Origin of the sequence: Bacillus sp. PS108, assembly GCF_037963335.1 — a bacterium.
In the GTDB taxonomy this organism is placed as follows: domain Bacteria; phylum Bacillota; class Bacilli; order Bacillales; family Bacillaceae; genus Bacillus; species Bacillus subtilis.
This window is the reverse complement of record NZ_CP150155.1, coordinates 318,715-338,228: the sequence shown is the minus strand read 5'-3', so window position 1 is coordinate 338,228 and position 19,514 is coordinate 318,715. Positions and strand designations below refer to the sequence as shown.

General features: G+C 46.2%; 17 protein-coding genes and 1 pseudogene. 5 read left to right on the top strand and 13 right to left on the bottom strand.

Annotated elements, in window-relative coordinates; genetic code table 11:
• Positions 1-27: 27 nt before the first annotated feature.
• Together cah and NSQ16_RS01810 are read right to left on the bottom strand one after the other, a co-directional pair.
• Entirely contained in the window at positions 28-984 is a 957-nt protein-coding gene (cah, locus tag NSQ16_RS01815; RefSeq protein ID WP_015715213.1) for a cephalosporin C deacetylase, read from the bottom strand.
• A gap of 71 nt (positions 985-1,055) precedes the next feature.
• The gene (locus tag NSQ16_RS01810) at positions 1,056-2,030 is read right to left on the bottom strand and encodes a LysR family transcriptional regulator (protein ID WP_015715212.1); all 975 of its coding nucleotides are present in this window, start codon (positions 2,028-2,030) and stop codon (positions 1,056-1,058) included.
• Between the two features lie 117 nt (positions 2,031-2,147).
• Between NSQ16_RS01810 and NSQ16_RS01805 the strand changes: the two genes are divergently transcribed.
• Positions 2,148-2,909: a class I SAM-dependent methyltransferase gene (locus NSQ16_RS01805; protein ID WP_015715211.1), complete on the top strand. Its 762-nt coding sequence runs from the start codon at positions 2,148-2,150 to the stop codon at positions 2,907-2,909.
• A gap of 27 nt (positions 2,910-2,936) precedes the next feature.
• On the opposite strand, the gene NSQ16_RS01800 is transcribed toward NSQ16_RS01805, so the two are convergent.
• Positions 2,937-3,497: a shikimate kinase gene (locus NSQ16_RS01800; RefSeq protein WP_003246473.1), complete on the bottom strand. Its 561-nt coding sequence runs from the start codon at positions 3,495-3,497 to the stop codon at positions 2,937-2,939.
• A gap of 277 nt (positions 3,498-3,774) precedes the next feature.
• Here NSQ16_RS01800 and tmrB point away from each other — a divergent pair, with 277 nt between their 5' ends.
• On the top strand, positions 3,775-4,368 hold the full coding sequence (gene tmrB, locus NSQ16_RS01795) for a tunicamycin resistance ATP-binding TmrB (protein ID WP_128442061.1): 594 nt from the start codon (positions 3,775-3,777) through the stop codon (positions 4,366-4,368).
• A gap of 49 nt (positions 4,369-4,417) precedes the next feature.
• On the opposite strand, the gene nadE is transcribed toward tmrB, so the two are convergent.
• Together nadE and NSQ16_RS01785 are read right to left on the bottom strand one after the other, a co-directional pair.
• Positions 4,418-5,236: an ammonia-dependent NAD(+) synthetase gene (gene nadE, locus NSQ16_RS01790; RefSeq protein ID WP_003246440.1), complete on the bottom strand. Its 819-nt coding sequence runs from the start codon at positions 5,234-5,236 to the stop codon at positions 4,418-4,420.
• 129 nt (positions 5,237-5,365) lie between these two features.
• On the bottom strand, positions 5,366-5,962 hold the full coding sequence (locus NSQ16_RS01785) for a DUF1989 domain-containing protein (RefSeq protein WP_339232533.1): 597 nt from the start codon (positions 5,960-5,962) through the stop codon (positions 5,366-5,368).
• A gap of 129 nt (positions 5,963-6,091) precedes the next feature.
• On the opposite strand from NSQ16_RS01785, the gene NSQ16_RS01780 reads away from it, so the two are divergent.
• Positions 6,092-7,432 (top strand): amino acid permease, encoded by a 1,341-nt coding sequence (locus tag NSQ16_RS01780; RefSeq protein WP_024572720.1) that lies wholly within the window; start codon positions 6,092-6,094, stop codon positions 7,430-7,432.
• A gap of 1 nt (position 7,433) precedes the next feature.
• Here the strand turns inward: NSQ16_RS01780 and NSQ16_RS01775 are convergent, their stop codons facing one another.
• The 3 genes from NSQ16_RS01775 to NSQ16_RS01765 all read right to left on the bottom strand — a co-directional run bounded on the left by NSQ16_RS01775 (position 7,434) and on the right by NSQ16_RS01765 (position 9,432).
• Entirely contained in the window at positions 7,434-8,195 is a 762-nt protein-coding gene (locus NSQ16_RS01775; RefSeq protein ID WP_044052645.1) for a YqcI/YcgG family protein, read from the bottom strand.
• Between the two features lie 69 nt (positions 8,196-8,264).
• The gene (locus NSQ16_RS01770; RefSeq protein ID WP_015252870.1) at positions 8,265-8,894 is read right to left on the bottom strand and encodes a LysE family translocator; all 630 of its coding nucleotides are present in this window, start codon (positions 8,892-8,894) and stop codon (positions 8,265-8,267) included.
• 73 nt (positions 8,895-8,967) lie between these two features.
• Complete coding sequence (locus tag NSQ16_RS01765; protein ID WP_003246360.1) at positions 8,968-9,432, bottom strand: MarR family transcriptional regulator; 465 nt, start codon at positions 9,430-9,432, stop codon at positions 8,968-8,970.
• Between the two features lie 112 nt (positions 9,433-9,544).
• Between NSQ16_RS01765 and bmr3 the strand changes: the two genes are divergently transcribed.
• Positions 9,545-11,083: a multidrug efflux MFS transporter Bmr3 gene (bmr3, locus tag NSQ16_RS01760; RefSeq protein WP_003234681.1), complete on the top strand. Its 1,539-nt coding sequence runs from the start codon at positions 9,545-9,547 to the stop codon at positions 11,081-11,083.
• A gap of 43 nt (positions 11,084-11,126) precedes the next feature.
• On the opposite strand, the gene NSQ16_RS01755 is transcribed toward bmr3, so the two are convergent.
• The 5 genes and pseudogenes from NSQ16_RS01755 to NSQ16_RS01735 form a co-directional block, all read right to left on the bottom strand.
• Positions 11,127-12,752, bottom strand: coding sequence for an L-lactate permease (locus NSQ16_RS01755; RefSeq protein WP_069322349.1), 1,626 nt, complete (start codon positions 12,750-12,752; stop codon positions 11,127-11,129).
• 31 nt (positions 12,753-12,783) lie between these two features.
• Positions 12,784-13,749: an L-lactate dehydrogenase gene (locus NSQ16_RS01750; RefSeq protein WP_024572029.1), complete on the bottom strand. Its 966-nt coding sequence runs from the start codon at positions 13,747-13,749 to the stop codon at positions 12,784-12,786.
• A 176-nt stretch (positions 13,750-13,925) separates the two neighbouring features.
• Complete coding sequence (gene amyE, locus NSQ16_RS01745) at positions 13,926-15,905, bottom strand: alpha-amylase (protein WP_230488365.1); 1,980 nt, start codon at positions 15,903-15,905, stop codon at positions 13,926-13,928.
• A 148-nt stretch (positions 15,906-16,053) separates the two neighbouring features.
• Positions 16,054-16,655, bottom strand: a pseudogene (locus NSQ16_RS01740) (DUF6773 family protein).
• A 115-nt stretch (positions 16,656-16,770) separates the two neighbouring features.
• Positions 16,771-18,204, bottom strand: a complete 1,434-nt coding sequence (locus NSQ16_RS01735) for a YfcC family protein (protein ID WP_029727054.1) — start codon at positions 18,202-18,204, stop codon at positions 16,771-16,773.
• A 149-nt stretch (positions 18,205-18,353) separates the two neighbouring features.
• On the opposite strand from NSQ16_RS01735, the gene NSQ16_RS01730 reads away from it, so the two are divergent.
• On the top strand, positions 18,354-19,505 hold the full coding sequence (locus NSQ16_RS01730; RefSeq protein WP_029317212.1) for a M20 peptidase aminoacylase family protein: 1,152 nt from the start codon (positions 18,354-18,356) through the stop codon (positions 19,503-19,505).
• The last annotated feature ends 9 nt before the right edge of the window (positions 19,506-19,514 follow it).

The following is a 19,514-nucleotide window of genomic DNA, read 5'->3' as shown; positions in this document are numbered from 1 at the left end:
ATGATATGCGGCGGCTTTTCACATTTATCAGCCTTTAAGATGCTGCTTAAAAAAAGCAAGTTTTTCCGTTTGAAAAGCAGGGATATACTCATGTCCGAAGTAGCGGTACACCTTCAGCTCTTTCTCTGTTTCCAAATGATTGTAGGCGGCAAACACGGTGGACGGCGGCGTGACCTTGTCTATCAGGCCGATTGACATCAGGACAGGCACCTTCACTCGGTCAGCGAGATTCATAATATCGAAATATGAAAGTGTCTTCATCGCCTGCACTTCTGTTTCCGGACTGCCATTTCTTCTGAAGAAGGAATTGATTTCAAGATACGGCTGTTCAAGCGCCACATCAATGGCCCGTTCGAAGTTGCTTAAATAAGGATAATCAGCAACCGCGGCTTTTGGAATGTCTGACAGCGCCGCTGCGGCAATGGTTAAACCTCCGCCTTGGCTTCCTCCTGTCACACCGATCCTTGTTTCGTCAACCTCGTCGAAGCTGCTGATGACCTCAAGCGCGCGGACGGCGTCCAAATAAACACCGCGGTAATAGTATGTATCTTTATCAAGAATTCCTTTCGTCATCCAGCCCAAAGCGTGACCGTGCGGTGAAATACTCGTATCCTCGCTGCTCTGCTGGCCGCGGACAAGCATGCCGAATGCGGCGTAGCCATGGAGTGCCCAGTTTACCATTTCATGAATCTCACCATCATAGCTTGCATTGTAGCCATGATATTTCACGATCGCCGGATGCGGGCCTTCCTTGTCAGGCACCGCGTACCATCCGGTAATGCGGGCGTTTCCGAAGCTTTTATATGTGAGACGGTACACTTTTACTCCGTCAGCAGGATAGTCAACCGGCTGTAAATCAGGTTCTGCTTGGACTTTTGCAAGTTCCTCCAAAGATAATTTCCAAAACTCAGAAAAATCTTTCGGTGCTGTTTTTTCAGGCTTATATGTTTGCAATTGGTCGAGCGGCAGATCGAATAGTTGCATTTCCGATTATTCCCCTTTGTTTTATAAGATTTAGTTTGTATTCCTATACTACCACGTTTCGTCTTTGTTTTCTAAATATTTTCATCTTTGTTTCCCAGACAGCCTTCATCAAACGTTTGTTTAAGACTTTCCCGGCTTAGTTCCATAAAGGCCTGGGCCGTCAGACTGACATAGCGGTTCTTTAAAAAGACAAAGACGAGGGTTCGTGATGGCGCGGATTGAATCGATAAATAGATCACACCCGGATCTTTATCCCTTCTGACCATATTCGGTGCCATAGTCACACCTAATCCATTAGCCACAAGAGATTGGGCGGTTTCAATATGGCTCGTCTTAAAGGCAGCATTCGGCTTAAAGCCGCTTTCCGCACAGAGATCGAGAACTGTCCTGCGAAAGCCGAAGCCTTCTTTTAACAGAATAAAGGGCACGTTCCTTACCATGTCAATCGGCACACACGGCTGGCGTCCCTCATCTTCTTCCAGCGCTTTCTCAATCAGCGCGACCAATTCCGGCGGCATCCACCTTTGTTTTTCCTTCGGCACCGCGAGAACAACCGGTTCCGTGAGCAAGGGTGTAATGGAGAGCCGTTCATCCTCGATGGGCAAGGATATAACAGAAAGGTCAACTTCTCCCTTTGCCGTCATCTCCTCCAATGAAACCGGATCTTTTTCAACAAGCTGAACCTCCACATGAGGATAGCGCGCCAAAAACTGCTTCAGCAGCGGGGGAAAGAGATATCTCCCTGTTACAGCAGGAATCCCGATGGATAATTTATGACCGATTCCCTGTGATCGCTCCTGCATTTCCCGAAGCAAATCATCTCTGGAACGAATGATGTCCTCGGCTTTTTCAATGAAACGCCTGCCGTGAGGTGTCAGTGTAACAGAGCTATGGGATCTGTGAAAAAGGGTAAGCCCCAGCTCAGCCTCAAGCTTTTTGATTTGCTGGCTGAGAGACGGCTGTGCGATATGAAGATGTTCCGCCGCCTTTGTAAAGCTTTGGCGCCGGGCAATTTCCGCTGCATATTCCATCACTTTAATATCCATTTCAGCCTCCATAGGTTGAACCTATCATTTTCATCATTTTTATATCTTGGACGAATCATAACAAAAATTGCTAACATAATCCATATCATCATTTACGAAAAGAAGGAGCTGGTTCAAATGACTAATGAAACACCGTTTTCTAAAAACGCCGAGATGTATCGGGATGAAAAGGTATTTGCCGAGGGGGAAGATTTGGGGTTGATGATCAAAACAGCGGAATGCCGGGCAGAGCATCGAGTGCTGGATATAGGAGCGGGCGCCGGCCATACGGCGCTGGCATTTTCTCCTTATGTACAGGAGTGCATCGGTGTTGATGCGACGAAAGAGATGGTTGAGGTTGCGTCCTCCTTCGCGCAAGAAAAAGGAGCTGAAAACGTACGCTTTCAGCAAGGAACGGCAGAGTCACTCCCCTTCCCCGACGATTCATTTGACATCATCACCTGCCGATACGCAGCCCACCATTTTTCAGATGTCCGCAAAGCTGTCAGCGAGGTTGCACGCGTACTAAAACAGGACGGACGTTTTCTCTTAGTTGATCATTACGCGCCTGAAGATCCCGTTCTTGATGAGTTTGTCAATCATTTGAACCGGCTTCGAGACCCTTCCCATGTTCGAGAAAGCTCATTATCAGAATGGCAGTCGATGTTCAGCGCCAATCAACTGCCCTATCAAGACATCCAAAAGTGGAACTTGCCGATTCAATACGATAGCTGGATCAAACGAGGCGGAACTCCCGCTGACCGGAAAAAACAAATCATTACCCACTTGAATCACGCATCAGACGAAGCACGCGACACGTTCTGTATTACATTGAACCAAAACGGACAGCCCATCTCCTTTTGTTTAAAAGCGATTTTGATACAAGGGATAAAACGATAAAAAAAGCCGTGCGCTGCGCACGGCTTTTTACATCGGCTGATAAAGATCCCAGCCAATTTTTAATGTCTCAACAATGTAATCGGCAACCTCTTCCGGGGAAAGGTTGTCTGTTGCCACTTTTGAATTGTGCTTGTCATAAATGACTTTTCTTTCGTTAAACAGCTGTTCCATTTCATCCATTGAACGGTTATGCAGTACAGGGCGGCTTTCGATCAATAAATCCGCGCGCTGCTTCCAGTTCTCCCATGACAGGTCCAGATGAAGCACGAGACAGTTTTCCAGACAGCAATTTCTGATTTCTTCTTGTTTAAAAGATCCCCCGCCCAGAGATACGATTTTGAATCGTTTATGATGGCAGATGTCTAAAATATATTCCTTCTCCGTTTTCCGGAAAAAGTCTTCCCCCTTTTTCTCAAATATCTCAGGAATTGACATATTGAAATCCTTTTCGATCTGTTGGTCAATATCAATAAAATCTCTATATAATTTTTTAGCGACCAATTGGCCGATTGTCGTTTTTCCTACACCCATGAATCCGATCAGGACGATATTTCTTTCTCTTACTGGGATGGCTCGTTTAGCGTTCATCTTCGGCGAAATCCTCCTAAGGAATGAAATTTTATATTCATTATATGCTTATTTAGCGAATATTTATATAGATACCGGCTTTACCGGTCAAGCTTATAGTGCGCTTTTTTTTTTAATCATTTTTGCCTGAATGACATTCATTGTACAACATTTCTGCAGGTATTTTAATACTTCGACGCAAAAAAGCGTTAAAACCTTCCGCCTTTATTGTTTTTCCAGCTGACTCTTCGATGGAAGGGTCTTTTTCTGTATGATAAATAGGAAGGGAGAAATGGCGATGATCATTTGGATAAACGGGGCATTCGGTTCCGGAAAAACACAAACAGCCTTCGAACTGCACAGAAGGCTGAACCCATCTTACGTGTATGATCCCGAGAAAATGGGTTTTGCGCTGCGCTCCATGGTGCCGCAGGAGATCGCAAAGGACGATTTTCAAAGCTATCCTTTATGGCGGGCGTTCAATTACAGTTTGCTAGCTTCTCTGACAGATACATACCGCGGCATCATTATTGTGCCTATGACGATTGTACATCCTGAATACTTCAATGAGATCATCGGCAGGCTCAGGCATGAAGGCAGGATCGTTCGCCACTTTACACTAATGGCTTCAAAGGAAACCTTGTTAAAAAGGCTGCGCACCAGAGCAGAAGGAAAAAACTCCTGGGCCGCCAAACAAATTGACCGCTGCATTGAAGGTTTATCATCACCCATTTTTGAGGACCACATTCAAACAGACAACCTGTCGATTCAGGATGTGGCAGAGAACATTGCCGCGAGAGCCGAACTCCCATTAGATCCTGATACGAGAGGCAGCCTCCGAAGGTTCGCCGACAGATTAATGGTAAAGCTGAATCATATCCGCATCAAATAAAGCTTCTGTACACGACAAAAGCCCGCTCCGAGAGCGGGCTTTCTTCAACTTATTTCCACCAGTCATCAAACATAGACGCCGGGACCTGGCGTTTATGTTCAGTCATGCTGTAGCGTTTTTCCAGCGCTTCTGATACTTTCGCTGATACTTCTTTTCCTTCGAGATAATCGTCAATCTCGTCGTAGGAAATGCCAAGCTCTGTTTCATCCGACTGCTGCGGTTTTTCGTCGAGCAGATCGGCAGTCGGCTCTTTTAAGTATAAGCGTTCCGGTGCACCCAGCTCTTTCAGCAGGGTTCTTCCCTGGCGCTTCGTCAAGCCTGTCAGCGGCAGGAGGTCTGCTCCGCCGTCACCGTACTTCGTAAAGAAACCAGTCACTGCTTCAGCAGCATGGTCTGTTCCTAACACAAGAAGGCCTTCCTGGCCGCCGATCGCGTATTGCGCGATCATTCTTGTTCTTGCTTTTACGTTTCCTTTATTAAAGTCAGTCAGCTGATCGCCTGTTTCCTGCTGATACTGATCAGAAAAAGCGCTGACTGTTGATTTAATATCAAACTTCCATGATTTATCCGGCTTAATAAACTTCAAAGCAAGCTGGGCATCGTCTTCATCCTGCTGTGTGCCATGCGGAAGACGGACAGCGATAAATTGAGCGTCTCCGCCCTCCTCGCGAATGCTCTCCACCGCAAGCTGAGCGAGTCTTCCCGCAAGTGTTGAATCCTGGCCGCCGCTGATTCCCAATACAAAGCCTTTAGCACCAGTTTTCTTTACATATTGTTTTAAAAAATTGACTCGGTCCTCAATTTCTTGCTTTGGATCAATTGAGGGCTTCACATGTAACTCACGCATAATCTTTTCCTGCATGCTCATCCCAATCATTCCTCCTGTACATTTTCCCTTGTTACTGATCATTTCCCCAAATCAATGAAAATGAATCATGACTGTTATGTATCCCTATTAAATATAGCACAGGTCTTCATTCACAGTGAACAAGAGAGATCAGCTGACTTCAACCCGTATGGATGTCACACTGTCGCCATTGCATTTCCCTTTTTCAATCGGGCAGGAAGAAAACGCGACAATTAAATCCATCTCCGCCCTGAGCCTTACATAATCTCCGGCATTCGAAAGCGGCGTTTCCACAGACAGATTCCCTTTCTCATCAAGGACAGTATTCATAAAAATCGCAAATGGGTAATGCATGTGAGGCTTCGGTACGCCAAACTGCTCAAGCGCACGGTTCATATTGTCATAGCACGTATCCTGAAACTCATCCTTTTGCTTCCCATATAAGAGCCTGTTCATATCAGGACGGCAGGCGGGCAGCAGCAGATCATGCTTGCCGACCGTATCTTCAATCAGGGTTAACATCGGCTTATACAGGTTGGAGTAGAGATGGTCGTTGACCTTCACATGAATGGAGTAATTGGCGTCTATCGTCGCTCCCTGATCAAGGTGTTCATAAAAATCCTTGGCATGGTATGCGACAAAATCAGCCACCTGCTGCCCTTCTACATCAACCACCTTTAAAATCTGACCCTTTTTCAGCTTCAGCCCAAGCCCTTTTTTCGGCTCCACAATATATTGCTGTGTCATTGGTTTGCTCCTTTTTTCATTAGTATGAGCGTCCGCTTCCTTCTCCATGTAAAAAGAGGCAAAAATCCGATGTATATAAGCTTCGGACAGATCACAATCTAACCTTAGATAAAAGGGGTTGAATAAATAATGAGCCAAACAAAAAAAGACCAGCCAAAAGGGAATCTGGCTTGGTGGCAGCTGTCACTGATCGGAGTCGGCTGCACGATTGGAACAGGCTTCTTTCTCGGTTCCAGCATCGCAATTGTAAAAAGCGGTTTTTCCGTTCTCCTTTCATTTCTGATCGCAGGGATCGGTACGTATTTTGTCTTTGAACAGCTCGCCAAGCTATCGGCGAAGCAGCCGGAAAAGGGCTCGTTTTGTGCGTATGCCCGAAAAGCATTCGGCAAATGGGCAGGCTTCAGCAACGGCTGGGTGTACTGGACATCAGAAATGCTGATTACCGGAAGCCAGCTGACAGCCATTTCGCTCTTTACGAAGCATTGGTTTCCTCAAGTGCCGCTATGGGTGTTTGCCTCAATCTACGCAGTACTTGGGCTCCTTATTATTTTCACCGGCCTGTCCGTCTTTGAAAAAACAGAAAACGTGCTGGCAGTGATTAAAACAGCTGCTATTTTTATGTTTATTGTCATTGCCATCCTGGCTTTATGCGGTATCCTGTCCGGCGGAAATCATGGCATACATGTTCCAAATAAGACGAGTGAGTTTTTCCCATACGGCGCCATGGGGCTGTGGACAGGTTTAATCTACGCGTTTTACGCTTTTGGCGGAATTGAGGTCATGGGGCTGATGGCGGTTCACTTAAAAAAACCTGAGGAAGCGTCTAAATCAGGGAAACTGATGCTGGCGACGCTGGCGATTATTTATATCATTTCAATCGGGCTTGCTCTGCTTTTGGTTCCGTTACACGCGTTTACTGAACAGGACAGTCCGTTCATTACATCATTAAAAGGATATAACCTTGAGATCATCCTTGATATATTTAACGGGATTTTCATCATCGCCGGGTTCTCGACCCTTGTCGCTTCGCTTTTTGCCGTTACGACATTGCTTTGTACGATGGCTGATGACGGCGACGCGCCGAAATGCTTTACTCTCAAGGAAGGCAAAAAAATATGCTGGCCGGCACTTGGGCTGACGTTTGCGGGGCTTGTTCTCTCCATTATTCTGTCGTTAGTGCTGCCTAAAAACATTTATGAGCATATGACAACAGCTGCGGGGCTTATGCTTTTATACACTTGGCTGTTTATCCTGTTCTCCAGCAAAAAGCTGACTGATCCCGAGGGCATGGGAAAAACGCAAATTTATTTAGCGATGGTTCTGATTGCTGCGGCTGTGTCCGGTACATTGTTTGAAAAATCAAGCCGGCCCGGTTTTTTCGTCAGCATAGGTTTTCTCGTGATCATCGCCATCGTTACCATGATCTATCAAAAAAAGCAGGGTCATAAAGATCGCCCTGCCAGTCCTTGATTTATTTCATTTTGTTGAACATGTTCTTTAAATAAGAAAACGGGCACTTCGATACCTGTTTTTCGTCATCACGGAGGAAATACTGCTTCCATTCACGATTATCCTTTCCTCCGTACCAGCCTAATTGCGGGTGAATCGGAGCCTGATCATAGGCCTCTAAACGAGATCGGATCAGCCTGCTCATGTTACGGCCAAATGCAGTTGATCCATTTAGGTCATCAAACACCCACCTTGGCTGAAACGTGACCATAAAAAAAGGAAAGCTCCGGCTTCTTCTTGCCTCGTGCCCCGGTGTAGCGCACAGAATGAAATACGGCTCGCCGTCAAAACAAAACTCCCATTTATAATGCTCAGGATCGGCCGGAATGTCTTCCGGCCATTCTTTTTCGTCTTGATGACTCAGTCTATTTAAAAAGCGCCAAAACAGCTCTTCATACGCTTCAATCGAATAATGCTCCGCCAAATCTTCCGGTGTATCAAACAACACAACGAGGGATGCATATTTTCCCGTGTCCCGCGATATCTTGCCGTACTCCGCAAGCAACGGAGCCAGTTCCTCCGCTGTACAGTTTTCCCGCGGATCTCCGGCAAAAGCAATCCGAAGCTGATCAGTCAGAAACGCCTGGCGTCCGGGAATGCACGGAAACGTATCCGCGTCGTCCCCCAGAGTTTCTGCCAGCAGCTCAAAAGCGATTCTTTGCCATTCAGGAAGCTCTTCCTGAATACGTTCCAGAAAACTTTTGGTGTAAATCCCATTCACCATTGATCCACCTCCAGTATCATCTGGATACTATATTAAAACTGGAAGCGGCAGGTGACTGTCCTTCATGAATCAGCCCAATAACTGTTGGATGCCCTGATAACCAAAGTAAAAGCCAAACACAAGGAGGGATACACCGGCGATTCCGGTCAATCCTCTCAATAGCTTTTCATGAAGCAGGTTTCTGAACGTACTGGCTGTGATAGCCATGCAGAAATCCCAGATTAAAATGCCGATCATGATGCCGGAGCTATAGATTAGAAGCTGATTCATATTGTAGGCCTCTGCTGTTTTCGCAAGAATGCTTCCGTAAATTCCAAGCCAAAAAAGGATGCTCAATGGGTTTGACAATGAAATGAGAAAACCCGATGCGAATGTTTTCCTGTATGACGGTTTCCCCCGCGAGCTTCGCACATCCATCGGTTCTCTGACGTTTTTCAGCGTTTCAATTCCGGTATAGGTCAGGACAAAAAAGCCGAAGAGCCACAAAAACGTTTTCACAAATGGAGCGGTCAAGAACTGCGACAACCCGAAATAGATAAAAAGCATGTACAGCCCATCCGCTGTCATGGCGCCTAAACCGAAAATCCATGCATGCCAAAAACCGTTTTTAATTCCTTTGTCTATTTGCGCCGCATTCACTGGCCCCACAGGCGCAGACAAGGACAGTCCCAGCACAATATAGCTCAAAAAAATGTTCACCGGCCCGTACTCCCTTCTCTTATGTAACTTGTACAATTTATTCGGGAACGGGCCAAGCTATGCACAAATTCACTTACTGTTTCAGACGTTCAAGCTCTTCCTCCATAATATCGGCGGCTTTGCCTACAAAACTGAAAATGAGTTCCAGCTCCTCTTCCGTATATTCGCGGCACAAATCCATCGTTGACTCAGACAGAGGACGGAACAAATCCTTTATATGTTTTTTCGAAGCAGTCAAAGGGACGATTACGACTCTCCTGCGATCGTTCGGGTCCTTTTCACGAGCCACATACCCCGCTTTTTCCAGCCGGTCAACAAGCGCCGTGACGGAACCCGTGCTGAGGCCGGTTTTTTTCCCCAACTCTCCGGCCGTCATCGGCCCTGCTTCATTTAAAATGTCAGCTGATTTCAAATCGGTGGGAAACAGACCGAGAGCTTGAGCGGCTGCCTGATGAAACAGAACCGTTCTTGTGCCCAGTTTTCGAAAAAGCTGAACAGCAGTCTTTTCCAACTCACTTCTGGAATTTCTTGTTGACAACTGACAGTCCTCCCTATAAAATCGAGTTTATCTTGATAATCGAGATATTCAACAATCAAACTATTATCATGATATCAGAACTTACATAGAAAAGTAAGAGGAGGTAGAACAAATGGACACAACAACAGCAAAACAGGCTTCCACCAAATTTGTGGTCCTCGGTCTCCTGCTGGGCATCTTGATGTCTGCAATGGACAATACGATTGTTGCCACCGCGATGGGCAATATCGTAGCCGATCTTGGAAGCTTCGATAAATTTGCCTGGGTGACGGCATCCTATATGGTGGCGGTTATGGCTGGCATGCCGATTTACGGCAAGCTTTCCGATATGTACGGCCGAAAACGTTTTTTCCTGTTTGGACTTATTTTTTTCTTAATCGGTTCTGCTTTATGCGGGATTGCCCAGACGATGAATCAGCTGATCATCTTCCGGGCCATTCAAGGGATCGGAGGCGGCGCGCTCCTGCCGATTGCCTTTACCATTATCTTTGATTTGTTTCCGCCGGAAAAACGCGGAAAAATGTCCGGCATGTTCGGTGCTGTATTTGGATTATCCAGTGTTCTTGGTCCGCTCTTAGGCGCGATCATTACAGATTCGATCAGCTGGCACTGGGTGTTTTACATCAATGTGCCGATCGGCGCATTGTCATTGTTTTTCATTATTCGCTACTACAAAGAATCTCTGGAGCACAGAAAGCAGAAAATAGACTGGGGCGGCGCGATTACCTTAGTCGTATCCATTGTATGTCTGATGTTCGCCCTTGAGCTTGGCGGCAAAACATACGATTGGAATTCCATTCAGATCATCGGGCTGTTTATTGTATTCGCCGTTTTCTTCATTGCCTTTTTTATTGTGGAGAGAAAAGCAGAAGAGCCGATTATTTCTTTCTGGATGTTTAAGAACCGCTTGTTTGCCACAGCGCAGATTCTCGCTTTCCTGTATGGCGGAACATTTATTATTTTAGCGGTATTTATTCCGATTTTCGTTCAGGCGGTCTACGGCAGCTCGGCGACAAGCGCGGGCTTCATTCTGACGCCGATGATGATTGGATCAGTCATCGGAAGCATGATCGGCGGGATCTTCCAAACGAAGGCAAGCTTCCGCAATTTGATGCTGATATCTGTTATAGCTTTCTTTATCGGCATGCTGCTTCTTTCCAATATGACGCCTGACACAGCACGGGTATGGCTGACAGTCTTTATGATGATTTCAGGCTTTGGTGTAGGCTTTAACTTCTCCCTGCTGCCGGCGGCATCGATGAATGATCTTGAACCTCGCTTTCGGGGAACGGCAAACTCTACAAATTCATTTTTGCGATCATTTGGCATGACCTTAGGCGTCACCATTTTCGGAACGGTGCAAACAAACGTATTCACGAACAAGCTGAGCGACGCCTTCAGCGGTATGAAAGGCTCAGCGGGATCAGGTGCTGCGCAAAATATTGGCGACCCGCAGGAGATATTCCAAGCGGGAACACGTTCCCAGATTCCTGATGCGATCCTGAATCGCATTATTGACGCGATGTCATCAAGTATTACGTATGTGTTTTTGCTCGCTTTGATTCCAATTGTCCTCGCGGCGGTTACCATTTTATTTATGGGGAAAGCCAGAGTGAAAACAACAGCCGAAATGACAAAGAAAGCAAATTAACATAAAAAAGCAGTACATGCTGGGCATGTACTGCTTTTTTATATTACACTCCTAATCTTGCAAGAATAAACGTCCATATACAAATGATCAATAACAGAATCAGGCTGTACGCCACTGTCCTTTTAAACAGTTTAGATTCCTTGCCTGTTTGGCCGACCGCTGCGGCAGCGATGGCGATAGATTGAGGAGAAACAAGTTTCGCCATGACACCGCCCGCCGTATTTGCGGCTAACAGCAAATCTGAACCCGCACCGATCTGCGCTCCCGTGACAACCTGCAAATGGCCGAACAAAGCATTATTGCTGACAACAGAACCGGTGATGAACACGCCAATCCAGCCGAGAACAGGACTGACAAACGGGAACAGGTCTCCTGTTTTCGCCAATGCTAACCCAATTGAAGAGCTGAGCCCTGCGAAGTTGGCCAGATTGGCAAACCCCATCACGAAGCAGATCGTGATAATCGGCACCCACAGCTCTTTTCCCGTCTCCTTCAAGGAAGCAAAGGCATCCCGATAAGAGAAATTTTTGCTGAACAGCCCTGTCACGATGACCGCCGCTAAAATCGCTGTTCCAGTCGCTGACAGCAGATCAACTTTAAAGACTGCATCTAACGGCATGGCAGATGGCGCAATCGGCGGCATTTTCATAATTTGCTGATGCAGAAAAGGCATTTTGAACAGGAGCGTTGATTGATATAACAGCCCGCCTTCTTGGAAAAGCGCTTTGAAGGCAGGAAGGCTCCAAATGGTGATCGCCGCAGTTAAAATGTAGAAAGGAGACCACGCTTTCGCAATGTCAGCGGCACGGTATGCCTTTTTCTCACCAGCATCGCCGGCCCCTGCCTCGCGGTAAATCTCTTTCGGCTGCCATTTGCGGAGGAAGAGGGCAAGCCCGCCCATGCTGAATAAGGCCGCCAAAATGTTTGCTAATTCCGGCCCGAGCACCGCCATTGTCAGTGTCTGAACCGCTGTATACCCACCGCTCACAACCAGAAGAGCGGGCCATGTCTGTTTGATTCCTTTCATTCGGTCTAATAGGAATACAAGCAGGAATGGTATGAAAAATGAGATCATCGGCAGTGTCCACATTAATGTCCGAGACAGCTCAAGAGCAGACAAATCACCAATCTGCGCCCCTGTGATGACAGGAATCCCAATCGCCCCAAAGGCTCCGGAGGCGGCGTTTGCAATCAAGCAGAGCGCCGCCGCTTTTAACGGTTTAAAACCAAGTTCGACGAGCAGCGCCGCACTAATCGCAATCGGAACACCAAAACCGGCCGCGCCTTCTAAAAACGCGTTAAAACAAAAACCAATTAATAATAGCTGTAATCGTTGGTCAGGCGAAATGCCGGCAATGCTGGACCGAATAATGGTAAATTTCCCGGTTTTCACTGCGATTTTATACAGCCACACCGCCATCAGGACGATGTAGCCAATAGGCCACAGCCCGCTCCCGATTCCTAACAAAACAGAAGAAATCGCTTTTTCAACCGGCATATGAAATGCCAAAACGGAGACGAAGAAACTGACGGCTAGGGTAAGAAATGCCGCAAGAATGCCTTTCATTTTCAAAACAGTTAAAGCCAAAAGAAAAAAGAGAATCGGTGTGAGCGCCACAAGTGCGCTCACATACTCGTTTCCAAACGGATCATACAACTGCTCCCACATTGACAATCAGCCCTTTACTCTAAAGTTGCGGTTAGTTGACTTTTTGTTCTGCAAAATGAGGTTTTAAAATGTTTTTAAGGACGCCGGCGCTGTGAAGGAACTGTTCTTTTTCTTTCTCATTTAAGTTCAGCTCAGTGATACCTGCGATCCCTCCGCGGTTCACGACAGCCGGCACACCGATGTACACGTCATCTGCACCGTATTGCCCGTCCAAATATGTGCTGACAGTTAATATGCTGTTTTCATTATGAAGAATGGCTTTTGTAATGCGAGCAAGACTCATCGCAACCCCATAATAAGTCGCGCCTTTTTTCTCAATGATATGGTAAGCTGCGTTTTTCACATCATCTACAATTTGGTCCAGCTCCTCTTGTTTGTACGCATCGTTTTTCTCAACGAGTTCACTGACCGGCACACCGCCGACATTCGCGTGGCTCCAAACAGGAAGCTCTGTGTCGCCGTGCTCTCCGATAATATGCGCGTGCACGTTTTGAGGCGCTGCGCCAAAGTATTCGCTCAGCATGAAACGGAATCTCGCAGAATCAAGTGTTGTGCCGCTTCCAATCACCCGCTCTCTTGGCAGGCCGCTGAATTTCCATGTTGCGTAAGTCAGGATATCAACCGGATTTGTCGCGATTAAGAAAATACCGTCAAATCCGCTCGCCATGACTTCACTAACGATGCCTTTGAAAATCTTCAAGTTCTTTTCTACTAATTCAAGGCGTGTCTCACCAGGTTTTTGGTTTGCTCCGGCGCAAATGCAGACAATATCAGCATCCTTGCAGTCTTCATATGTTCCGTAAGATGTTTTGACCGGTTGTGGCGCAAACGCCTTTCCGTGGTTTAAATCCATCACATCGCCCATTGCTTTTTCTTTATTTACATCAATGACCACAAGCTCATCTGTGATCCCTTGGTTAATTAACGCAAATGCATAACTGCTTCCAACAAAACCCGCTCCGATTAAAGCTACTTTATTTACATGTTTGTTCATCATTAATCATCCTTCCAGGGTATGTTTCTCTTTGATGTCTTTTTATTTGTGAAGTATTTCACATTTATATTGTGCAATACTTCACAAACTTTTGCAAGAGAAAAGTTTTGTCTGATTTATGAACAAAAAAGAAACCATCATAGATGGTTTCTTTCGGTAAGTCCCGTCTAGCATTGCCCTCAATGAGGAAGAGAACCGCTTAAGCCCGAGTCATTATATAAACCATTTTGCACGTAATCAAAGCCAGGCTGATTCTGGCCGGGCACTTGGGAGCTGCCATTATTAAAAATCACTTTGGCGTTGGTTGTATCCGTGTCCGCAGGCAGCGTCAGCGTGTAAATTCCATCTGCATTTTTAGTCATTGGTTTTCCAGGCCAAGATCCGGTCAATTCAATTGCCCGGCCCCCATCATGTTTATAGATATAAGCATTTACCTGGCTCCAATGATTCGGATTTTGATAGCCGATGGTTTTGGCCGAAGCTGGATCTCTTTTAACAAAGCTGTATTCCTCGGCCCTCGTTACACCATCACTGTTCGTTCCTTTTAACATGATGGTGTATGTTTTGCCAAATGGATCTCCTTTTCCGATTGTGAATTGATCTCCATCCTTAAACGCCGTCTCTGGTCCATTATTGATTTGATAAACGGCTTTTGTTGTATTCGCATCTGCACGCAAGGTAATCGTCAGTTGATCATTGAAAGAATGTGTTACACCTGTTTTGTAATTCTCAAGGAAAACATGAGGCGCTTTTGCAATATCATCAGGATAAAGCACAGCCACAGACCTGGCATTGATCGTGCCTGTCAGTTTACCATCATTCACTTGAAATGAACCTGCCCCAGCTTTATTGTCATATCTGCCATCAGGCAATTTTGTTGCCGTATTGATAGAGACAGAGGATGAACCTGCATTTGCCAGCACAACGCCATGTGAGCCGCGCTGATTCATAAATATCTGGTTGTTTCCATTCGGGTTCGAGAGTTCCTCAGGCTGTCCAGCCATCACATTGTGAAATCTATTGACCGCAGTGATAGCCTGATCTTCAAATAAAGCACTCCCGCGATCGCCTATTTGGCTTTTCCCCGGGAACCTCACACCATTTCCGCCTCCCTCAGGTCTGGAAAAGAAAAGAGGCGTACTGCCTGAACGAGAAGCTATCACCGCCCAGCCTAAACGGATATCATCATCGCTCATCCATGTCGACTCTTCATCATCATTGGCATACGTATCATGCGACTCTACCCATGTCACTAGCTTGTCCGCAGACACATCAGATGCATAGTGGGAGATATTCGACACGCCCAGATTACGATTCTTTAAAGCGGACCTTAAGGAATGCCCATAGTTAGACGCTGTCACATCCATATAATTCGCATATGCAGCATCTCTGGAGGCACTATCCTGCAGGATTTCTCCGTATTGGAACTCTGCAGCTGTATTTGTGATATTCGGCCAAAATTGACTGCCGTAACTCCCATCATCCGGAAGCTCTATATGTTTAGCGGCATCAAAGCGAAATCCATCTGCCCCGTCATTCAATGCTCTTTCTAAGAACCGTTTCAAATAGGACTGTACTTGTGTATTTTGTGTATTCCAGTCATACAGCCCGAGCAATGAATTCTGCGTGACATCCCATCGATCAGACCAGTTTTTAATTTGTGTGTTTCCATGTGTCCAGTTTGGAATACTCTTAATTTCATTGGAAATCGCTGCATAGTCACTGGTGGTATGATTGATGACCGCGTCAACAATGACCTTTATGCCATATTCTTCAGCGGCTGCACACATTTCTTTAAATTCTTGTTCAGTTCCTAAGTAACGGTTGCCAATTTGGTACGATGTCGGCTGATAGAGCCAGTACCAGTTCGACATGCTTTTATTTCCTTGGTTCCCTTCCTTTACTTGGTTAATCGGAGATGTCTGAATGGCTGTATATCCTGCATCATGAATATCCTTCATATTATGTTTTAACGTATTGAACGACCAATTCCATGCATGAAGAATGGTTCCGCTTTTGATCGACGGTGCTGTAAGCTCATTCGATTTGTTCGCCGTTTCAGCACTCGCAGCCGCCGGTCCTGCCAGAACCAAATGAAACAGCAATAAAAATCCAGCGAATAACGGCAGTAAAGAGGTTTTGAATCGTTTTGCAAACATTCTTGACACTCCTTATTTGATTTTTTGAAGACTTACTTCGGAGTCAAAAATCGCTCTTACTTCAATCTTCCGCTTCCTCCTTTCAACCTGATGTGAAGACTGGATAATTTTGTTAACGCTTACATTTTAAATTATCACAATCACTCTATCAAAACAACTTGGCAGAGTGAATACAAATCAATGTTCCTATAAAAAAAGCTGCCCGAAACTGTGAACGCTTCCCTCGCTTTCCAAACAAAAAAAGAAACCATCTATTTTTCAAGATGATTTCTTTTTTATTTCTTCTTTTACCGCTCTTCTGTAAGCCAGCTTCACAATCACATACCGAAGCAGAAACAGAACACCGCCGCAGACGATAAAAAGAAGAATCATTTTTAGCCAAGCGAAGAATGTATGGGGAATCCCCCTGTCGTACATCGTAAGCACCACTACCGCAAAGGCGACCGCAATTGATTCTATTCGCTGCTGCTTCACCCGTTTTTGCAGTTCTTCTTTGGTGTCTATTCTCGGCATGAGCATTCCGGATGCCGCAGCCCTGATGCAGTAATATAAGATAATGATGAACAAAAACACAAGGCTTGCAGCCCATTCTTTAAACGGAAATTCAAACATAATGCCGCGGATGATCACATCAAGCAGCGCAAATGCTCCCGCTATCATCCCAATCTCCGACCAGATTTTTTGTTCTTTTTCTTTTACTCTCTTATTTTTCCCATTCACGCCTGAAAGTCTATTACGCAGATTATTCATGACCTTCCTCCCGCACTTTTACGAATGGCTTATGGCTTACATGTTACAATAACAGCTTGCGCTTCTGCAATGAATAACTCAAAAGCCCGCCGTACAAGCCGGCGGGCAGCAATCGTTAAAACGGCCCCCAATTGATCATGACGCCGATCACGATAAAGACAAGCCCGATCAAGAACCAAATCAGAGCAAGCGGCACCATAAACCGCAGCCACTTGACATACGGAATACCGCTGGCGGCAAGCACCGCCATGAGAACGCCGGATGTCGGGTTCACACAGTTGACGACCCCTTCTCCAAGCATAACTGCCTCCACCGCAACCTGTCTCGTGATTCCCATCAAATCAGCGAGCGGCGCCAGGATTGGAATAAATACAACGGCTTCGCCAGAACCTGAAGAGATGAGAAAATGAAGCAGCGCACTGGCGATATACATGCCGATTGCCCCGGCAATCGGGCTGAATCCATCCAAAAGTGAAGCCAAAGCATTGACGACAGTATCGAGAAGCTTTCCATTTTCAAGGATAACGGAAATGCTTCGTGCCATCCCGACAATCAGCGCCCCGTATACAAGACTTTGGCAGCCCGTAATGAAGGTTTTGGCAATATCGTTCGCCGCAAGCCCGCCTATTAAACCGGCAAGGACAGAAATAAAAATAAATGTCGCAGCCATTTGGGAATCTGACCAGCCAAGCTTCAAAGCGCCGTATAAAAATCCGACAAGTGAGAGTCCCGCCACAGCCAAAATCAGCTTATGGCGAACGGTAAACGGCACTGACTGATCTTCTTCTTTACCGGCTTCGGCCATTCCTGCCGCAGGGAACCAATCTGTTCCTAACACACTGGCATCTTTTGATTTTTTTAATTTTCTCGTATACAAATAGATATAAATAATAGAAGACAGCAAAAAGCATATGTATATCACAACTCGCAGGCCGATTCCTGAGAAAAGAGGGAGCTCCGCGATTGATTGTGATAAACCGAGCGGTGACGGTGATAATATGGTGGAGTTAAATCCAGCGTAGCAGCCGATGTATATAACAGCGGCTCCCGCGACTGCGTCCCATTTTAAGGATCGTGCCACAATGAGGCCGATGGGGATAAAACCGATAACTGAATTCACGACAATCCCGGTTGTTCCGAGAATGGAGAACAATGCGCCGACAATACAAATAAATAATAATTGCTTTGTGCGGAATTTGCTGATGACATTGTAAATCAGGCCATTGATGGCACCCGTTTTTTCTAGAATAGCAATGGTGCCGCCTGTGAATAGAATCAGAAAGATGATGGGTGCTGATCCAACCATTCCATCCTGTAGAGAAGTAAAAAAGCTGATCAAGCTGACCGGAGACTGTTCAATTGAATGATAGCTTCCCGGAACAGCGGTCGTGACATCCCCCTTTGTCACGCGGTCAAATTCACCTGCCGGCACAATATATGAAGCGATTGCGCAAATGAAAGCAATCATAAATAAGAGGACATAGGCGTCAGGCATTTTAAATGTCATTCGTTTTTTCTTAGGCTGTGTTTCGGCTGCTGGCATACTCATATTTCGATCCATCCCCTCTGTTTGAAAATATTAATTATTCTGAATAGTAGCAATATGTGCTATATTATATACAGCCTATCTTCCTGTTTCAATATAAATAAAGTAAAGAAGGTAAAAATTCATTCTGATAGAAGGAGGTATTTCTTACCATGCAAAAGCTTTCAGAAGACATGAAACAAACCATTATGGACATCTTCGAGCATCTGCACGCGAACCCTGAAGTCAGCTGGAAGGAATATGAGACAACTTCATTTTTGAAACAAAAGCTTGAGGATTTAGGGTGCCGGACGCGCACGTTTTCAGACTGCACCGGGGTTGTCGGCGAAATCGGCTCAGGCTCACCTGTTGTAGCGGTACGCGCTGATATTGACGCGCTGTGGCAGGAGGTTAACGGCACATTTCGCGCCAACCATTCCTGCGGACACGATTCACATATGACAATGGCATTGGGCACATTAATGCTGCTAAAAAAACAACCTGAGCTTCCGAAGGGCACAATCCGTTTTATCTTTCAGCCGGCAGAAGAAAAAGGCGGCGGCGCCTTGAAAATGATAGAAGAAGGCGTGCTTGATGATATCGACTATTTGTATGGCGTTCACGTCCGTCCGATCCAGGAAACACAGAACGGCCGCTGCGCTCCGTCTATTCTGCACGGATCAAGCCAGCACATTGAGGGAACGATCATCGGGGAAGAAGCTCATGGCGCCCGTCCGCACCTCGGGAAAAACAGCATTGAAATTGCGGCATTTCTTGTACATAAGCTCGGACTCATTCATATTGACCCGCAAATCCCGCATACCGTCAAAATGACAAAACTTCAAGCCGGCGGTGAAAGCTCTAACATCATTCCAGGAAAAGCATCGTTCAGCCTTGATTTGCGCGCACAGACCAATGAAGCCATGGAGGCGTTAATCGCCGAAACAGAAAGAGCCTGTGAAGCGGCCGCCGCTGCATTCGGCGCAAAAATCGAGCTGCAAAAAGAACACAGCCTTCCTGCGGCAACACAAAACAAAGAAGCTGAAGCGATCATGGCAGAAGCCATTACAGATATCATCGGGGCTGAGCGGCTTGATGACCCGCTTGTCACTACCGGCGGAGAGGATTTCCATTTTTACGCCGTGAAGGTGCCGAATCTGAAAACAACGATGCTTGGCCTAGGCTGCGGGCTCCAGCCGGGGCTCCATCATCCGCACATGACCTTTGACAGAAATGCGATGTTCAACGGCATTCACATTTTAGCGAATGCCGTGCTCAAAACATTTCAGAAGGCGGAATCACTTGCTGCCGCTAACGCTTCTTAACGCAAAAAA